17 protein-coding genes and 1 pseudogene are annotated in these 16199 nt (G+C 42.9%); 12 read left to right on the top strand and 6 right to left on the bottom strand.

Annotated elements, in window-relative coordinates; translation table 11 throughout:
• Positions 1–11: 11 nt before the first annotated feature.
• The 7 genes from aepX (at position 12) to F6K64_RS01385 (ending at position 7234) form a co-directional block, all read left to right on the top strand.
• A complete protein-coding gene (aepX, locus tag F6K64_RS01415) occupies positions 12–1703 on the top strand; it encodes a phosphoenolpyruvate mutase (RefSeq protein WP_287248133.1) in 1692 nt (563 codons plus the stop codon).
• Positions 1704–2849, top strand: a complete 1146-nt coding sequence (aepY, locus tag F6K64_RS01410) for a phosphonopyruvate decarboxylase (protein ID WP_287248135.1) — start codon at positions 1704–1706, stop codon at positions 2847–2849.
• 51 nt (positions 2850–2900) lie between these two features.
• Positions 2901–3986 (top strand): 2-aminoethylphosphonate aminotransferase, encoded by a 1086-nt coding sequence (locus F6K64_RS01405; protein WP_071104512.1) that lies wholly within the window; start codon positions 2901–2903, stop codon positions 3984–3986.
• 92 nt (positions 3987–4078) lie between these two features.
• Positions 4079–4744 carry an HAD family hydrolase gene (locus F6K64_RS01400; protein WP_287248139.1) on the top strand — a complete coding sequence of 222 codons (666 nt, stop codon included), beginning with the start codon at positions 4079–4081 and terminating at the stop codon, positions 4742–4744.
• Positions 4745–4762: 18 nt separating this feature from the next.
• Positions 4763–5770, top strand: a complete 1008-nt coding sequence (locus F6K64_RS01395; RefSeq protein ID WP_287257363.1) for an iron-containing alcohol dehydrogenase — start codon at positions 4763–4765, stop codon at positions 5768–5770.
• Positions 5771–5775: 5 nt separating this feature from the next.
• Entirely contained in the window at positions 5776–6483 is a 708-nt protein-coding gene (locus F6K64_RS01390) for a CDP-alcohol phosphatidyltransferase family protein (protein ID WP_008191540.1), read from the top strand.
• Positions 6484–6586: 103 nt separating this feature from the next.
• Positions 6587–7234, top strand: coding sequence for a class I SAM-dependent DNA methyltransferase (locus F6K64_RS01385; RefSeq protein ID WP_008191538.1), 648 nt, complete (start codon positions 6587–6589; stop codon positions 7232–7234).
• A gap of 104 nt (positions 7235–7338) precedes the next feature.
• Here the strand turns inward: F6K64_RS01385 and F6K64_RS01380 are convergent, their stop codons facing one another.
• The gene (locus F6K64_RS01380) at positions 7339–8178 is read right to left on the bottom strand and encodes a class I SAM-dependent methyltransferase (RefSeq protein ID WP_008191536.1); all 840 of its coding nucleotides are present in this window, start codon (positions 8176–8178) and stop codon (positions 7339–7341) included.
• Positions 8179–8378: 200 nt separating this feature from the next.
• On the opposite strand from F6K64_RS01380, the gene F6K64_RS01375 reads away from it, so the two are divergent.
• The 4 genes from F6K64_RS01375 to F6K64_RS01360 all read left to right on the top strand — a co-directional run bounded on the left by F6K64_RS01375 (position 8379) and on the right by F6K64_RS01360 (position 11225).
• The gene (locus F6K64_RS01375) at positions 8379–8585 is read left to right on the top strand and encodes a hypothetical protein (protein ID WP_287264708.1); all 207 of its coding nucleotides are present in this window, start codon (positions 8379–8381) and stop codon (positions 8583–8585) included.
• 105 nt (positions 8586–8690) lie between these two features.
• Complete coding sequence (locus tag F6K64_RS01370; RefSeq protein WP_008191534.1) at positions 8691–9539, top strand: aspartyl/asparaginyl beta-hydroxylase domain-containing protein; 849 nt, start codon at positions 8691–8693, stop codon at positions 9537–9539.
• A 244-nt stretch (positions 9540–9783) separates the two neighbouring features.
• Positions 9784–10482 carry a class I SAM-dependent methyltransferase gene (locus tag F6K64_RS01365; protein ID WP_008191533.1) on the top strand — a complete coding sequence of 233 codons (699 nt, stop codon included), beginning with the start codon at positions 9784–9786 and terminating at the stop codon, positions 10480–10482.
• On the top strand, positions 10482–11225 hold the full coding sequence (locus F6K64_RS01360; protein WP_008191531.1) for a phosphocholine cytidylyltransferase family protein: 744 nt from the start codon (positions 10482–10484) through the stop codon (positions 11223–11225). Before F6K64_RS01365 ends, F6K64_RS01360 begins: the two co-directional genes overlap by 1 nt.
• A gap of 57 nt (positions 11226–11282) precedes the next feature.
• On the opposite strand, the pseudogene F6K64_RS01355 reads toward F6K64_RS01360, so the two are convergent.
• Together F6K64_RS01355 and F6K64_RS01350 are read right to left on the bottom strand one after the other, a co-directional pair.
• Positions 11283–11447 (bottom strand): annotated as a pseudogene (locus F6K64_RS01355) (transposase); the annotation flags it as partial.
• Positions 11448–11539: 92 nt separating this feature from the next.
• Complete coding sequence (locus F6K64_RS01350; protein WP_008191529.1) at positions 11540–12367, bottom strand: class I SAM-dependent methyltransferase; 828 nt, start codon at positions 12365–12367, stop codon at positions 11540–11542.
• Between the two features lie 209 nt (positions 12368–12576).
• On the opposite strand from F6K64_RS01350, the gene F6K64_RS01345 reads away from it, so the two are divergent.
• On the top strand, positions 12577–12723 hold the full coding sequence (locus tag F6K64_RS01345; RefSeq protein ID WP_287251068.1) for a hypothetical protein: 147 nt from the start codon (positions 12577–12579) through the stop codon (positions 12721–12723).
• A 66-nt stretch (positions 12724–12789) separates the two neighbouring features.
• Here the strand turns inward: F6K64_RS01345 and F6K64_RS01340 are convergent, their stop codons facing one another.
• The 3 genes from F6K64_RS01340 to F6K64_RS01330 all read right to left on the bottom strand — a co-directional run bounded on the left by F6K64_RS01340 (position 12790) and on the right by F6K64_RS01330 (position 16194).
• Positions 12790–14148: an aromatic ring-hydroxylating dioxygenase subunit alpha gene (locus F6K64_RS01340; protein WP_008191526.1), complete on the bottom strand. Its 1359-nt coding sequence runs from the start codon at positions 14146–14148 to the stop codon at positions 12790–12792.
• Positions 14149–14283: 135 nt separating this feature from the next.
• The gene (locus F6K64_RS01335) at positions 14284–15132 is read right to left on the bottom strand and encodes a DUF3598 family protein (RefSeq protein WP_008191524.1); all 849 of its coding nucleotides are present in this window, start codon (positions 15130–15132) and stop codon (positions 14284–14286) included.
• Between the two features lie 882 nt (positions 15133–16014).
• Positions 16015–16194 carry a PEP-CTERM sorting domain-containing protein gene (locus tag F6K64_RS01330; RefSeq protein WP_008191520.1) on the bottom strand — a complete coding sequence of 60 codons (180 nt, stop codon included), beginning with the start codon at positions 16192–16194 and terminating at the stop codon, positions 16015–16017.
• Positions 16195–16199: the final 5 nt, after the last annotated feature.

The following is a 16199-nucleotide window of genomic DNA, read 5'->3' as shown; positions in this document are numbered from 1 at the left end:
TAGGATGCCACATGAAAACAACAGCACAATTTAGAAAAACGACAGAACCTAGAAAAGCAACGCAAGCTAGAAAAACAACACAACCTAGAAAAACAACACAACTTAGAACACTGCTGAACTCTAATCAGTTAGAGTTTCTGATAGAGGCCCATGATGGAATCAGCGCTAAGATTGCTGAAGAGGCAGGCTTTCAGGGCATTTGGGGCAGTGGCCTCAGCATTTCTGCCCAGTTGGGTGTGCGTGATAACAACGAAGCAAGTTGGACTCAAGTCTTGGAAGTAGTTGAGTTCATGTCCGATGCCACTTCTATCCCAATTCTGCTGGATGGGGATACGGGCTACGGAAATTTTAACAATGTGCAACGCTTGGTCAAAAAATTAGAGCAGCGTGGTGTCGCTGGTGTCTGTATTGAGGACAAACTCTTCCCCAAAACCAATAGCTTTATTAAGGGCACAGCTCAGCCCCTGGCTGACATGGACGAGTTCTGCGGCAAAATCAAGGCCGCTAAAGATGCCCAAAGTGATGATGACTTTGTCCTGATTGCCCGGGTAGAAGCGTTTATTGCCGGTTGGGGGCTCTCAGAAGCATTAAGGCGAGCCCAAGCCTATTACGATGCCGGAGCGGATGGCATTTTGATCCACAGCTCCTTGCATGTGCCTGATGAAGTGTTGGCCTTCAAACGGGAGTGGGGCGATCGCTCGCCAGTGGTGATTGTACCGACCAAGTACTACGCAACACCGACTGAAGTCTTTAGGGATGCTGGCTTCTCTATCGCCATTTGGGCGAATCACCTGCTCCGAGCTTCCGTTACCATGACCCAAAAGGTGGCTCAGAGGTTAATGCTAGAGCAGAACCTGCTGAATGTTGAAGACGAGATCGTCCCTGTGTCTGAGATCTTCCGGCTTCAAGGGGTTGCCGAACACCTGGAAGCGGAGCAGCGCTATTTACCCCAGAACGCTGCTGCTGGGATCCGCACGATTCTGCTAGCCGCCTCGCGCGGGATTGAATTGGGTGAGTTCACTAAAGATAAACCCAAGTGCATGGTAGATCTGCACGGTCAACCCCTGCTATCACGGATTGTGGAAGAGCACCACAATGTCGGTATTCAAGACATCACTGTGGTGCGTGGCTACAAAAAGGAAGTTGTCAACTTACCTGGCCTCGATTATGTAGATAACGACGACTATGACACCACAGGTGAACTCGTTTCCCTGAGTCGAGGCTTGCAGGAGTTGCCCCAGGATGGACAGGATTGGATCATTGGCTACGGTGATGTTCTGTTCAAGAAGTACATTCTGCAAATGCTGTCAGGGGTTGATCATGACTTTGTGGTCATTATAGATTCGAGTCAGCACCGCCAAGCCGAGCAGATCCGACCCGATTACGTTGCCTGTTCTCTACCCGACTCGACTCAGGCATTTTATCAACATGTTTATCTACAGCAAATCACCCCTGACCTGCCCGAGGGCGAAATCTGTGGCATATGGACCGGATTGCTGAAAGTGTCCCAACAGGGGCAGCAGAAATTACGGGATACCCTTAATACTCTGCTCCAGTCAGAGCAGGTGCGGCAACAGGGACGAATGCCAACTCTGATTAATGGGTTGATCAGCCATGGCCATCGGGTACATGTGCTTTATATCAAAGGGCATTGGCTCGATATCGATCAAGTCGAAGATCTGTTCAAGGCTGGAAGTTTCTAGATGATCAAATCCGAAGACTTTATCCGAGCGGCTCAGGCAAAGGGGTTTGGGTTATACACAGGGGTGCCCTGCTCCTACCTCAAATCTTTTATTAACACTGTGATTGACTCTGATCATCTCCGCTATGTGGGGGCTGCCAATGAAGGGGATGCCGTGGCGATCGCCTCCGGTGCCGAGTTGGCTGGAGTGCCCAGTGTGGTCATGTTTCAGAATTCGGGGTTTGGTAACGCTGTCAATCCCCTCACTTCTCTGAATCAAACCTTTAAAATTCCCATCTTGGTGATTGTGACCTGGCGAGGACAACCCGGTGGGGCACCGGACGAACCCCAGCACCAGCTGATGGGAGCCATTACTCCCCAATTGCTAGATCTAATCCAGGTGCCATGGGAACCTTTTCCCACGGAAATAGACCAGGTTGAGCCGACTCTAGACCGGGCAGTTGCCCATATGCAGGAGCATCAGACGCCCTATGCCCTGGTGATGCAAAAGGGTTCGGTAGAATCTTGCCAGTTAAGCTCTCAATTAACCGTCAAGCCCCTCTCGATCACCCCTGCTGAGGCTCTCCCCCTTCCACAGAACCCCTCCTTCACCCGTCGTGACATGCTGCAAGCCATCCAAGCTGCAACTGGGCCTGAAGACATTCTGTTGGCCACTACGGGCTACACCGGTCGGGAATTGTATGCCATTCAGGACCAAGCTAATCAACTTTACATGGTTGGTTCCATGGGATGTATCTCCAGTCTCGGCCTGGGCATGGCCCTGGCTCAGCCCCACCGTCGGGTGATTGTGGTCGATGGCGATGGTGCCGCTTTGATGCGCCTAGGAGCGTTAGCCACCGTTGGCTATGAACGTCCGCCCAACTTGCGGCATATTCTCCTAGACAATCAGCGCCATGAATCCACAGGGGGACAGTCCACGGTGTCGGCCTCCATTGATTTTGGTGCGATCGCAAAAGCCTGTGGTTACAAACAAGTTGCTGTAGCCACAACCCCTGAAGAGGTGAAAGCTTTGACCCAAGACCCATCCGAGGAATTAATGTTCATTCACGCCAAGATTAAGCCTGGTATTCCTGAAAAATTACCTCGGCCCCACATTACCCCCCTAGAAGTTGCTCAACGTTTACGGCAGTTTATCAAATCGCCGTAATCACACCTTGATTCGATCTCAATCCAGCCAAACTCTAAGCTTTACATCAACATGAACCGGACCATCTTACTCAACCCTGGCCCTGTTACCCTAAGCGAGCGGGTGCGCCGTGCCTTACTCCAGCCAGACCTGTGCCATCGTGAACCTGAGTTTGCTGAGCTGACCCTAGATATCAAAGCCCGCCTAGCCAAGGTGTATCCCGCAGCCGCTGAGGACTATGAAGCGATTTTACTTACCGGTTCCGGCACTTGTGCCGTAGAGGCAATGCTATCAACCCTTGTGCCTCAGGATGGCAAGGCTTTAGTGGTAACAAATGGGGTCTATGGTGAACGCATGGCAGCAATGATCAAGGCTCACGGTAAGTCCCTGGAGGTGATCAAGGCTCCCTGGCACGAGCCAATGAACCTGAAAGAGGTTGAAACCTGCCTGAGCCAGGATTCAGCCATTACCCATGTGATTGCCGTTCATCACGAAACCACCACTGGACGGCTCAATGATGTGGCTCAGTTGGGTCAACTATGTCAGCGCTACAATGTCGCACTGCTACTTGATAGTGTTTCCAGTTTTGGGGCTGAGGCCATTGAGTTTGCCCCTTGGAATTTAGAAGCCTGTGCTGCAACGGCCAATAAATGCTTGCATGGTGTGCCTGGTCTATCCTTTGTGTTGGTAAAGCGATCCATTTTCGAAACTCGCCCCTCTGCCGCTGGGACCGTTTACTTAGATCTCTATCGCTATCATCAAGAGCAGGCAAGGGGCTATTCGCCCTTTACCCAAGCAGTACAGGTGGCTTATGGGCTCCAGGAGGCTCTCAAGGAAATGGAGGACATGGGGGGACAGTCGGCTAGAAACAGCTCTTACACTGAGCGTGCTCAGCAGATTTTGCAAAGTCTGCAAAATCTCGAGATCAAACCGCTCTTGGATGTGCAGGATTATAGCTGTGTCCTGACTTCTTTCAAATTGCCCCCAGGCTACAGCTATGACCAAATCCATGACACGCTCAAAGAATCCGGTTTTGTGATTTATGCGGGGCAGGGGGGACTCAAAAACCAGATTTTCCGGATAGCTAATATGGGCGATATCCAACCGAGTGATCTAGACCGTCTGCTGGATTGTTTTCATGGCTTGTTTAAGAATTAACAGGGAATATAAATTTAAAATGCTAGCTCCTAATTTTTGGAGCTACACACATATTTTTTATAGTTTTGGAGAGGTCTTTTTCGCAGTAAAAAATGGAAGCTATTTTTTTAGATTTTGATGGGGTAATCGTAGATTCTCTTGAAGAATGGTATCACATTGGCGTACTTGCATATCATGGTATCGACAAACCTCTTCATGATAATCAACATAAAGAATTATATAAAAATAATTGTCATCTTATTTACTCAGATGCAGATGAATATTGTTTATTTAAAGCCTTAGAAAATCAAACTATAAAAGACTTTCACAAAATTCGTAAAGATGTAAATCAAAAAGAAGTAGATAGTTATAGTAAACAATTCAAAAAAATTAGAAATTTTTATCAAAATCATCATTTAAATTGGTGGTGTGGGTTACATAGTCTTACAGATTATGGAAAAACACTGACAAATCCAAAAAACACCAAAGATTATTTTATTCTAACTCGTAAAAATATGGATGATGTTTTAATTTTAAAAAACTATTTCAATATTAAAATACCCGATCTAAAAGTATTTGATTATAGTCATTCTGTAAAATATGGCGGTAAAGTAGATTTTATTGAAAAGTTTTTAGATAACCATTCAGACTATAATCAGGCTGTTTTAGTTGATGATAGGATAGAGAATTTGTGTAAATCTTCAAAAGTTAAGTGTTATTTCGCCTCTTGGGGTTATGGTAAAGGAAATAATACATTTGAAACATATAAGGTTAGTTAAACAGTAGTCAAACTTATTATGAAGTCTACATTACATATTTCAAAAAATTCGATAGATAAATGCATAGAAAAAATTCTAATAAATGAAAAAATAGACGGTAGTATTATAGGTCCAACTGTCTATTCAATGAATTGTTTTGCTCCCATTTACGAGCATTTTAATAAAAATCAGCTACCGATAATTGTACCAAAATATCCTTTATTTTATTCAAATATTGAGAAATTAAAGTTTCCTACCAGTGGTCAACGTTTTTTAGTTTTTGGGGGGGGAAGTCTCATAGATTTTGTAAAAGTTTGTGCTCAACGGGATAAAATTTATTTAACTGTTTTGTTATCTTCTATTTCCAATGATGGATTTTCATCTAGTTTTAGTTCGTTAAAGGCGGATGAAATGTCATATAATCAGAGTTATCCATCAAAAGCACCTCAGTCTGTTTATGCTTGTTTGCCCTTATTAAATAAGCACATGCCACATAAATTTTGGATTAGTGCTCTGGGTGAATTATTATCAAAATTGAATGTGTGGGAGGACTTAAAAGTTGATAAGAAAGTCAAGGAATTTGATCAAACACCTTTTTATCAAATTGAACGATTTATAAACAAATACACGAAACGTAATGAAAACTCATTAATCGAAATAATCAAACAGCTTTACTCATTTTCTTTATTAATGAAAAATGATAGTAGTTGGTGTAGCCGTTCTGAACACGAATTTGAGAAGTTATATGCAGCAGATAGTGACATGTCACACGGTAAATTAGTTTTAATGGGTGCTTTAGTTGCCATGAAGATAAGATGTATTTATAAATTACCTGATTTATATGAGCAGTTATTATATTATTGTCGAAAATTAGAGATAACCTTAGAATTAAAACAAGGATTTGATACTATTATAGAATCAAATACTTATAAAAGAATGAAAAAACTATCTTCAGTACGACCTGAAAGATTTGGCTTGTGGAATATTGTAGATTCCACAACTGTTGACTGGAAAATGATTATCAAAGAAATAATCAAGGAGTTATAGATATCGTGATTAAACCGAATCACATTACCTTATTTAGATTATTTTTAATTTTTATAGCTTTTGTTTCATGGTATCTTGTTCCTCCTCAATACTATCTGTATATTGGTGTGTTATTCTATATAGCATTTTTATTGGATGCTGTTGATGGGTGGTTAGCTAGAACAAAGGACTTAAAAACAGATTTCGGTAAGTATTTCGATCCGATTGTAGACTATATAGGTTTCCTAGCTTTGTATGTCATTAGCATTGAGATGGGAATTCTCCCGATATGGTTTGTTTTTCTAGCTCTGACAAGAGACTTTTTAGCAACATTTGCCAGACAGATATTAAATTTAAATAATATTGTGATTGAAGCAAATGTTATTGCTAAATTAAAAGCCGTATATATTGGTTATCCGTTGGTAGGGCTTTATTGGTATAAACTTTATGGGTTTTCAAGTCAATGGTTGTTTATTGTTATTGGTTTACACATACTACTAGAAGGTCGAATTTTTGGATATTCCGATCCTTTAGAAAATCGTTGGAATTCTATAATATTGTGTTTCACGACTATTGCAGTAATTACATTAACTACATTAAGACCTGCAAGTGAGAGTCTTTCTGACCTGACTGTGTTATTCATACTTATAACTCAATCATTGATCTGGGTTTCTGGTATTCAATATTTATGGTATGCCAGAGAGTATATTATTCAATCATTTGATTCAAACTAATCACTTTCACTAGTTTTTATTTTCTGTAGAAAAACAGTTAATGCTATGCTATAGTAGAAATTAAAATATAGGTAATTAAAGTTAAAATTAAAGAGAAGACTTAATGACTAATAATCAACAAGCCCAATTCTTAGCAAAGTGGTCAAATAAATGGAACACTGAGAGCAGCGAGGTTGAGAAGGAATATGATACTTTAGCTCAAGTATATGAGGATAAAGTCTTGAATTGGCAGTATGCTGGTCATCAGGTTGCTGCTGAACTGATTGCAAAATTTGTTGCTACCGATGGCAAAATTTTGGATCTCGGATGTGGAACAGGACTTGCTGGACAAGCTCTTCGAGAACAAGGTTATCAAACCATAATTGGAGTTGATATTTCTGGTAAATCTTTAGACCTCGCTAGGGATAAAAATATTTATACTGCTTTATATAAAGCAGATATACAGCAAGCATTGCCATTTCAAGATAATGAATTTGATGGAATCATTTCCACTGCTGTGCTTACTAATATGGAAACGTCAAATGTGTTGTATGAGTTTTGCCGAGTAGTAAAACCGGGAGGATATCTGGTGTTTACAAACCGAGAGGATATCCACTCTCAAAAAAAATTCGACGTTACCTTGCAACAGATGGAGTCAGAAGGCATTTTAAAACAAGCCTATCTTTCGCCACCACAACCCTATCTTCCCAATAATCATGATTATGCAGAGAAGATCAAGATTCTGTATTGTGCCTATGAGGTGTGCATTTGATGTCTCTCTGGGCTGTTGGCGAAGCTTGCGCCTTAGCCCATAGCATTGGAGATTCTAAAAGGTCGTTAATTCACGTCCTTCTAGAAATTAAAACATGGAGGCTCTCAACTCTGTTTCTTGTAGGCATAAACAAAGGTAGTTTGCCCCAATTTTTGGCGCAAACTTTCCCGTTGCTCAAGATAGTGAACGATGCTTCCATCCTTGTTCATATTTCCAACTCGCTCCAATGCTTGTTCTAATTCCCCTTGCTTCGCCAAAGACCAAGTAGAATCACCATTCCGATAGGTTTGCTTGAGGGGGCCTTCTGGGTCAAGGTAATTGTCACCTTGCATAACAGCATGAATTGGAACAACAATGCCCCCAAAGCAAAAGCCAGCTTGATCCAATTTCTGAGTAATGCATGCTATGGGTGGCATACGTTTAGCGATTCTTGATACCGCGTCTGGAATCAGATCAGCCCACCAAAATCCATCATAAATCTGTGGATGACTGCTGGTATTACACACAAATACGCCTTGGGGACGCAGCACTCGATACGCTTGCTCAAACACCTGGTTCAGTTCAGGAAAATTTTCCTGAGCTGCGTCGTCGGAACCCAAGTGATGGAGAACCTGGTTACACATTATCCCATCAAAGGTTTCATTCTCATAGGGAAGATCGATAAGACTGCCTTGATCTAAGTGAATATTGGGGTGATTGCGGAACTTTTCTGTTGCTTGCGCCAACATTCCCCCATTGAATTCTAGACCCCACAGGCTATTGACTTTGCTCTTCAACGCCTGGATATAGTTTCCAGTACCACACCCACCATCCAAGATCACCTGCTCTGGCAAAGGACGAGGGGTAGTCGCAAAGCAACCTAATAAAATCTCAACCCCGATTGGGATACGAGTGGTGTCGTAGTTTTTGGATGTATCCTGATAGTTTTCATATTCTTTAATCATGGCTTTGTTTTTACAATTTTCGGTGTTATCGATGATATTCTATGTCCTCATAATATTACACTGAGGTATACCATAGATATGGTTTTATGGGCGTTGCTGAATTAAGCAATTAATAGGAGTGGGGTGGGCATCCTGCCTGCCCGAAAATATTGATAATGGGCAAGATGCCCGTTCCACCAAGATGCCCGTTCCACAACAAGATGCCCGTTCCACAACAAGATGCCCATTCCAAAAGTTTATCCCCCTCCAGGATTGATCAACTTAAAGTTAGCCTCAGAAATTACGGCGGTTTGCATAACTATCAGGTACACAAGATTTTTTTCCCTCTTCCCTGTTCCCACTTCCGACTTCCCTGCTCCCTGCTCCCTGCTCCCTGCTCCCTAAAAACCGATAACGAAAGTACCTAACAGCAAGTGCAAACCGCTGTAGATCACATCATTATCCGCTTAACTGTTCAAGGGGGTAGAATTATAAACGATAATATTATACACAATTAACCATAACTATTAACGATGAAAAAATACATTAAATATATCCAAGACTCTCGGGATATCGCTAGATTATTAAATGGTGTAGAATCCGAAAATTTAAACAACTTATTTTGGTATGACTTACCCTTAAAATATGCAGTCAGTTGGCGCGGAATTTTTCACATATTTAACGCACACATATTCCAACGAAAACGAGATGCGATTGCCAAAAATTACGACATCAATACTATTTACTATTCCCACAGGGAAGAAGATGGTATCAACCATCCGAACCCTAGTGTTTGGTACTGTACATCCCTCAACAGTAAACCGTGGTTTGATGATAACGATGAAATTACCTCAATCCTCGAACAAAATGCCGAAATAATTATATCTGAGTACAACAAAATAGATGAATATATGAAAGAACATCCCGATCATGTTAGCTTAATGGGGTCAGGTCAATGGAATGGTATATTTATTTTTTCTACTGGGCGAGAGAAACAAGCTATAGCATATTTATGCCCAAAAACACTTTCAATACTCGAAAAATTACCCCTTTGTATTAACTTTGGTTTTGTGCTGTTTTCCGAGTTAGTTTCTGATAGTCATATATTGCCCCATAGTGGTTCTTCAAACTTAAGATTGAGATACCATTTAGGAGTGCGCATACCCGAACCAGAAAGTGCAAAAATACGAGTAGGAAATGAATGGCGCTTTTGGCACCAAGGTAAAGCTATGGCGTTTGACGATTCTTTCGAGCATGAAGTATTGCATCAAGGGGAAAAATCAAGAGTTGTCTTAGTTATCGATGTATGGCATCCCTCATTAAGTGAAGAAGATATAAAAATACTCAGTCATCCAGTTTTTGCAACTTATGGTAAACTGTGACGGATAAATATTACGTTATTCAGTTCTGTTGGCGATCGCTTAAACTGGTCAAGAAAATAATCCAATATGAATAATTTATAGAAATCTGATATAAAAATTTTAATATGTTCTCTACAAACACCATAGAACATGATTTGTATCTTTTCCCAAATCATAATTGCTGAATAGAGATGCTCACTGTAGACAAAGTAATACATTAGGGTGTAACATACATATTGTTTTAGAGCTATTTAAAGATTAGACATTGCAGAACAATTGGCACGACATCTGGAATCGCAGACAGGCTGATCACGCAGAGCAGCCAACTTTAGTTTCTTTGCTGGTTGCAAATGGCTACGATCCTCCCTGGTCATCAGGTGTGCAAGAATCTGGCTGGATGGCTTATGGGAAGCATATCGCGGCTCGGCTCAACATCACCCCAAAGGATTCATTGTTGGAAGTTGGGTGTGGTGCGGGTGCTTTTCTCTATCCGTTTTACCAACAAGGAAACCCCGTCGCGGGAATTGACTACTCAGCTAACTTGGTCAAAATTGCCCGAGTGGCCATGCCCCAAGCCACGATTAGCCTAGGAGAAGCAATTGATCTACCAAGAGACCGTCAATTCGATGTTGTGGTGTCAGGGGGAGTCTTCCATTATTTCCCAACCTATGAGTATGCAGCAGAAGTACTCCGGGGCATGGTTCAAATCGCCCAGAAAAGTATCGGCGTTCTTGATCTTCCTGATCTGTCTAAGCAGGAAGCAGCAATCAGTGCCCGGAAAGCAGCCATCGGAGATGCGGAATATGAGCAGAGGTATCGGGGACTCGATCATTTATACTACAGCAAGGACTGGTTCCAACAAGTTCTAGCAACTGAGTCGGTTGAAGTAACGACTGAAGATCAGTGCCTTCAAGGCTACGACAATAGCAAATATCGTTTCAATGTCTTGATCCATAAACACTAATGAAAGTAGAAACAGCTGTTATTCTAGCTGCTGGCATGGGCATTAGACTGCAGAAACTAGGGCAATCGGCTCCTAAAGGATTTCTCCAGTTGGGAGAGCAACCCATTATTGAGGAATCCATAGAGCGCCTGACTGCCTGCGGTATCCAGCGCATCATCATTGTCACTGGTCATTTATCTGACTTTTATGAGCGTCTCCAGCAACGTTTTAATGATCAGATATTGACGGTTCATAACCCACACTATGCCGAATCAGGTACCATGTATTCCCTCTATTGTGCCCGTGAGCTGATTGAGGGTGATTTTCTATTGTTGGAATCAGATCTGATTTACGAAAAGCTTGCTTTGACAGCAGTCTTGAACTTTCCTAAAGACAATGTCGTCTTGCTATCTGGTAAAACCAATGCTGGCGATGAAGTGTATGTGGAAACCTCAGGTGAGACAATCGTTGCGATGTCTAAAAATAAGGCTGAACTGGGGAGTCAAATTGCCGGTGAATTGGTCGGTATTTCCAAAATATCCCAGCCTTTGTTTCAAAGTATGTTGGCCCAAGCCACCGTAGGATTTAAAACGAGCCTCAAGCTGAATTATGAAACTGATGGGCTGATAGCAGCAGCAAAATCCTATCCAGTTTACTATACGGTGATTAGCGATCTACTCTGGGCAGAAATTGATGACCGATACCAGCTTGCCAGAGCAACAGAGCAAATCTACCCAGCAATTCTCCAGAAAGATGCTCAGTGACAGCACATTGGCAGATGGCCTTTATAGCACTGCGCGCTGTTATATTTACAGATCCTGTCAGGCTGCATCGACTACCTTGTCAAGATTAAAATCATACTTAGGCAACTCTTTCCTAATGGCCGTCTTCTCTTTGTGCCACCAATGCTTGATGGGGTTGAAGTCAGGGGAATAGGTGGGCAAGAACAGTAATTCACACCCAGCTTTTTCGATCAGTTCCCTAATGTAAAAAACCTACCCCTGTGAGTGCCCCATCTCCTCATCTGGATCTGTAGTCCTAGTTTGAAGAATTGGTATTACTTTAGTTGGGGAAGAGTTCAAGGTTTCTGAGCAGATACAACTAGGGCTGACATAGGCAGAAGCAGTCGATTATTTTGCCTATAGCTTGCAGTGTTCTGGTGAATTGCTGCCCGTATATTGTCAAGGGATTTACTAGTTTGAGCGCGCAGTATACCACCTGTTCTGGCGGTGCCTTTATAAAAAGCATCAAAAAGTTCATCGGCACTGGTAAGTTCCCAGACTAGGGGAATTTCCTGTACAGAAGGATTTTGAAATCCTAAATTTTGCAAACACTTGAAGCAATAATCTGGTTCACTAAATAGAAAAAATGGCGGCCCTTCTGGAAGAGTAACCTCTGAATTTTTATAGGTCTCAATCGCCTTATTCATAATCTTCAACGCTATCGATTTTTCTGGCTTACTCCACACAGTAAAGCCAAACTTGGCCTGGCTACGAATTACCCGAAATGCTTCACCCAGTGCCTTTTCTGGTTCAGCCAAATGCAAAATTCCAAAGTTCATTACGGCTGCTTGATATCGAGATTCGGCAAAGGGTAATGATTCGGCTTCCCCCTGAAAAAATTCGATCTGGGGATTCAGTTGCCGTGCTTTGGCAACCATAGCGTCTGATAAATCTACCCCCGTCACCTTACATCCTCGCTTCTGGGCCTGGGCAGCCACATAACCAGGACCAGTGGCAATATCAAGTAATTCCATATCCATTGCCGCATTTACACTATCGAGCAGAGTGTCGATAGTTTGGCTAGTCAGAGACGAAAAAGAGGAATGGTATTGGTCTACTGACTGTTGCCATCCACAATATTCAAATTGTCTAAATTCCTTGGGATTATTGGTGGGTATTGTCATCTTTCGGTAATCTTTTTGGTAGCTGTTAGGTAAGCATTCAGCCGTCAGCCGTGAGCTATAGCAGAAGTCATTTGTCAGAAGTCATTTGTCAGAAGTTAAACTCAAGCCAAACTGTAGTTTGAGACTTTTGTCATGTCCTAATTACCCTGGCGACTGCTATAAGAGCTCACGCTACTTGAGGTGCCGTCAGCAGACTTAACTCATATTAAATGAATGGTTACCTGTTTTATTCAAAAGCTTTTCCCGTAGCGTGGCACAGGCTACTTGAGGTGCTATCAGCTATCAGCCAAAAGCCTGTGGCTACGCTACGGCAACAGTTTATGCCCATAGCGCAAGCTACACCGAACAGCTTTTGAATAAAATAAGCTGACGGCTGATAGCTGACGCCTGAATGCTTACATGGCGTTGAGCCAAAATTAGCCTTAATGACGAGTGTAAGAACGCTCGAAATGGGTTTTAACTTGATGGGCAACTGTTGCTATAACAACGGCTGAGCCAGACCCTAAACTAGCTATTAGTTCAGTCCCAGAACCATCCGTAACTATTGCCAAAGCCGCCAATGCGATCGCTACTCCCACAAAAGTCGTTTTTAACCGGTTGGTTACCTGATAGGCTCGATTGCAGGAACCACAGATTTGAGTATGTCGCCTTAATCGGTCTAGGGGAGCTGGTTGCTGATTATCCTCTCGTTCTTTCTGGGATAGCTTCCTGGTGGAATAGCCTTGATAAAAAGGTAAAGACGTTCCGAACTTATCGAGCCACTTGCGATACTCAATCAACAACATATCCGATGTTTTGAGTTGTAAATACAGTGAGTTTAGGCTTGTTCCCAACCGCTCCACTTCTGCCTGCTGTCCCACCACAAGTGGTAAATCTTCTTCTAAGAATTTGTCTCGGTACCAGTGTTCCATCCAACGAGGCTGTAGCTTCAGTTTCCAGGTAGAGTGATTATTATAATTCCTGATAATAATACGGCATTTGCCTTTACCTAGAGGAAGGGAATAAAGTGCTGCTCCACCGATACGAACTGATTTTTCCCCACTTGAGCTTCTGTAGGTCACTAAATTGGGAGCAACGAAATCAAGGTTTACCCATGGGCTATTCTTTTGCCTGGTTTTTCGGTACCTGCCTCGAATCCCAAAAGTAGAACTTTCCAGGACTTCCATTTCTAAGGGTTGAGCGTATTTTCGACTACTTAGGGTGCCCTCGTGACTGATGTAGAGGTGAGAGGGATCGAGGGCATTTTCTATAAAATAGGTTTGGTCGTAGGGGAGGTCTATCATATAGTCTGAGCTGGCAACTGTAGGATTGTCCAAATCCGCTACAGTTGGGATTCCCTCTTGATCAGCAGCTTCAGGTTTCCCCATCCATACCCAGACAATACCTTGCCGTTCCACAACCGTAAAGGATTGCACACAGGCTTTGGCTGGAATCTTGGCATCTTCTGGTAACTGGGGAATGTGTAAACATTGACCATCTCGACCAAATTGCCAGCCGTGATATAAGCACTCAATTTTACCATCAATGATTTGTCCCTCTGAGAGTTTAGCGGCGCGGTGAGGGCAGCGGTTTGTTAAACAGGCTAGCTTACCATCTTGGTTTCTGAACAAGACCAAAGGCTCGTCGTACAGGGAAAAGCTGTAAGGACGGTCTGTGGGCAGGTCTTGCACAAAGGTAACAGGATACCAGCACTGCTGCCAGTTGAACTCTTGCTGTGTTTCAGCTATAGGAGCGGTGCCAGTTTTTTGTACTGCTTCTGGTGTTTTGGTATCAACTCTCATAGATAACTTCCTCTATGAAACAACTGACCATCAAAGATGGCGAATCTGGAGCTTTTTCGGCACTGACGCCAGCAATACTAAACCTTTAATGTCAATCTTAGTACTAAGGCTTGCTAGACATTGCCCACCCTATTTTTAGACAATCACGCATTCCTGTGTAATCAAATCAGCTGTGCGGGTATCATCCGTGAAGTTAGCAATCCCTCTCTTGATCCGATCGGTGCTGTATCTCCAACTAAGGATAAGAGTGCTATCGTGGCCAGGCTCAAGGGTTTCTGGCACGTTTATGGAAATTCCGTCGGGAAAATCAAAGATTAATCGACCGTCCTTCGGCCAATGGACAGGGTAATCTGGCAGGGGAATTTCATCAAATGTGCCTGATCGTAATACCAGGGTATCTATCGCCTTAATGCTCGGATAATCCCGATTACTTACCTCTGGTCTCTGATTAGACCAGGGAAATGGGACAACGTCAAGTTTCACTTCCCGGAACAAGGAAATCCTGGAGAGTACACATGGATTGCCTGATTCCTTGGAGCGATCGGGGAAATAGCTAATTACCACACTGATACGACGGTTCCCTTCCAACAGGTAAATCTCGGTCAAGTTGACCTGGTCTTTCCTAAAAGGTCTACTCAATATACCAGAGGATTTAGATGAAAACATCGTCGTTGAACTCAGATCGATGGGGTGAGAGATACCTGGACCGCATTTTTCAATAATCCACGTATTTTCTTGGACTTTCGAGGGATCGTCTTGGTTAAGAAAACACACATAATGCTCAATTTGAGATGCATCTGCTAGAGGAGTAAATCTTCTTGTGGAATCAAGGACTTCATCAAGACTTCCGTTACCCTTATATCGAGAAAGAATTCCTTTCCAGGTGAATCCATGATCCTTAATAAAACGATACCATTGTCGGAATAATTTTTCCTCTGACTGGTCAGTTGACTGCTTGTCCTGAATCTGATCACGATCATTCATGGTTCTTTAGTCCCTCTAGTCTGACTTAACCTACTCTAAGTTAACAAAGAAAGCGATTGGCCGTAGGCCACGCTACGCGATCGCTATACTCGCACCTATATACTCGCACCTACAGGATGGCATAGCTCTCGCGATCACCAAGTCAACTCCCTGATGCGATCGCGTAGGGGTTCAATGCTCGCGCATCGCATACCCCAGATTCATAAAACAAATGCGTTCGCGTAGCGGCTCAATGCTCGCGCATCGCATTTTTTTTCAACCCCTTTCTTTCTATTAAATAGATAGCAGTTATCAATCGGGTGAGTTACCCAGCCCTTGGGATTTTAGGGAGTAGGGAGTAGAGAGCAGGGTAAGCCCAGAAAAAATTGAGCCAAAATGTGATAAAAGGCAAGTATTATGACCATAGTAATCTTTGATTATCAGCACTATTGTACTTTTTTTCAATAGTTTTTTTCAATATTGTTAGTAATAATTACTCCTTACGGCGGTTTGCATAACTATCAGGTACACATTGTTTCTCCTCTTCCCACTTCCGACTTCCCACTTCCGAACGCGCCCCGCGTGGCCCACGGCCTCAGTCCCTGCTCCCTGCTCCGAAGTCCCTACAAACCCAAAACGAAAGTACCTAACTGAAGTGCAAACCGCTGTATTAATTTTGGCTCTCCTACAATGGGTGTGGTAAATGAGTAGTTTAAATGAGCGATTACCCCTTCAATAGCAAGGGATTCAATGAACTAAAAATGCCATTTTAATAAAAATGCATTTTTAAATTACTCAAAAGCTTACTTAGTAAGGTTTACGGCGATTATTTTATACTAATTTATCATAGCCACTCTAGGAGAGCCTTAATTTTTGCCCTTACCCTGGGCAGCACACTAACCCCTATTTACGCTGCCACAGCCAACTAATACCGCCCATAGCTACTGCCAATACCCCAAACAGGGAACTTGGTTCCGGAACAGTTTTCACCTCAGCAATCACAGTGACATTAGGATCTAATTTTGCCCCTGTATCGAATACAAACTCAAAAGCGTTGGCATCATCTAGAAGATTAGCGCGCAAGAACA

Origin of the sequence: Moorena sp. SIO3A2 (genome assembly GCF_010672265.1) — a bacterium.
Taxonomy (GTDB): domain Bacteria; phylum Cyanobacteriota; class Cyanobacteriia; order Cyanobacteriales; family Coleofasciculaceae; genus Moorena; species Moorena producens.
The sequence above is the reverse complement of the archived record's forward strand: the minus strand, read 5'-3'. Positions and strand labels throughout refer to the sequence as shown.

Bases quoted from the DNA above. Each gene is read 5' to 3' on its own strand.
- aepX (WP_287248133.1), top strand. From the start codon at position 12: ATGAAAACAACAGCACAATTTAGAAAAACGACAGAACCTAGAAAAGCA.
- aepY (WP_287248135.1), top strand. From the start codon at position 1,704: ATGATCAAATCCGAAGACTTTATCCGAGCGGCTCAGGCAAAGGGGTTT.
- F6K64_RS01405 (WP_071104512.1), top strand. From the start codon at position 2,901: ATGAACCGGACCATCTTACTCAACCCTGGCCCTGTTACCCTAAGCGAG.
- F6K64_RS01400 (WP_287248139.1), top strand. From the start codon at position 4,079: ATGGAAGCTATTTTTTTAGATTTTGATGGGGTAATCGTAGATTCTCTT.
- F6K64_RS01395 (WP_287257363.1), top strand. From the start codon at position 4,763: ATGAAGTCTACATTACATATTTCAAAAAATTCGATAGATAAATGCATA.
- F6K64_RS01385 (WP_008191538.1), top strand. From the start codon at position 6,587: ATGACTAATAATCAACAAGCCCAATTCTTAGCAAAGTGGTCAAATAAA.
- F6K64_RS01380 (WP_008191536.1), bottom strand. From the start codon at position 8,178: ATGATTAAAGAATATGAAAACTATCAGGATACATCCAAAAACTACGAC.
- F6K64_RS01375 (WP_287264708.1), top strand. From the start codon at position 8,379: ATGCCCGTTCCACAACAAGATGCCCATTCCAAAAGTTTATCCCCCTCC.
- F6K64_RS01370 (WP_008191534.1), top strand. From the start codon at position 8,691: ATGAAAAAATACATTAAATATATCCAAGACTCTCGGGATATCGCTAGA.
- F6K64_RS01360 (WP_008191531.1), top strand. From the start codon at position 10,482: ATGAAAGTAGAAACAGCTGTTATTCTAGCTGCTGGCATGGGCATTAGA.
- F6K64_RS01350 (WP_008191529.1), bottom strand. From the start codon at position 12,367: ATGACAATACCCACCAATAATCCCAAGGAATTTAGACAATTTGAATAT.
- F6K64_RS01345 (WP_287251068.1), top strand. From the start codon at position 12,577: ATGAATGGTTACCTGTTTTATTCAAAAGCTTTTCCCGTAGCGTGGCAC.
- F6K64_RS01340 (WP_008191526.1), bottom strand. From the start codon at position 14,148: ATGAGAGTTGATACCAAAACACCAGAAGCAGTACAAAAAACTGGCACC.
- F6K64_RS01335 (WP_008191524.1), bottom strand. From the start codon at position 15,132: ATGAATGATCGTGATCAGATTCAGGACAAGCAGTCAACTGACCAGTCA.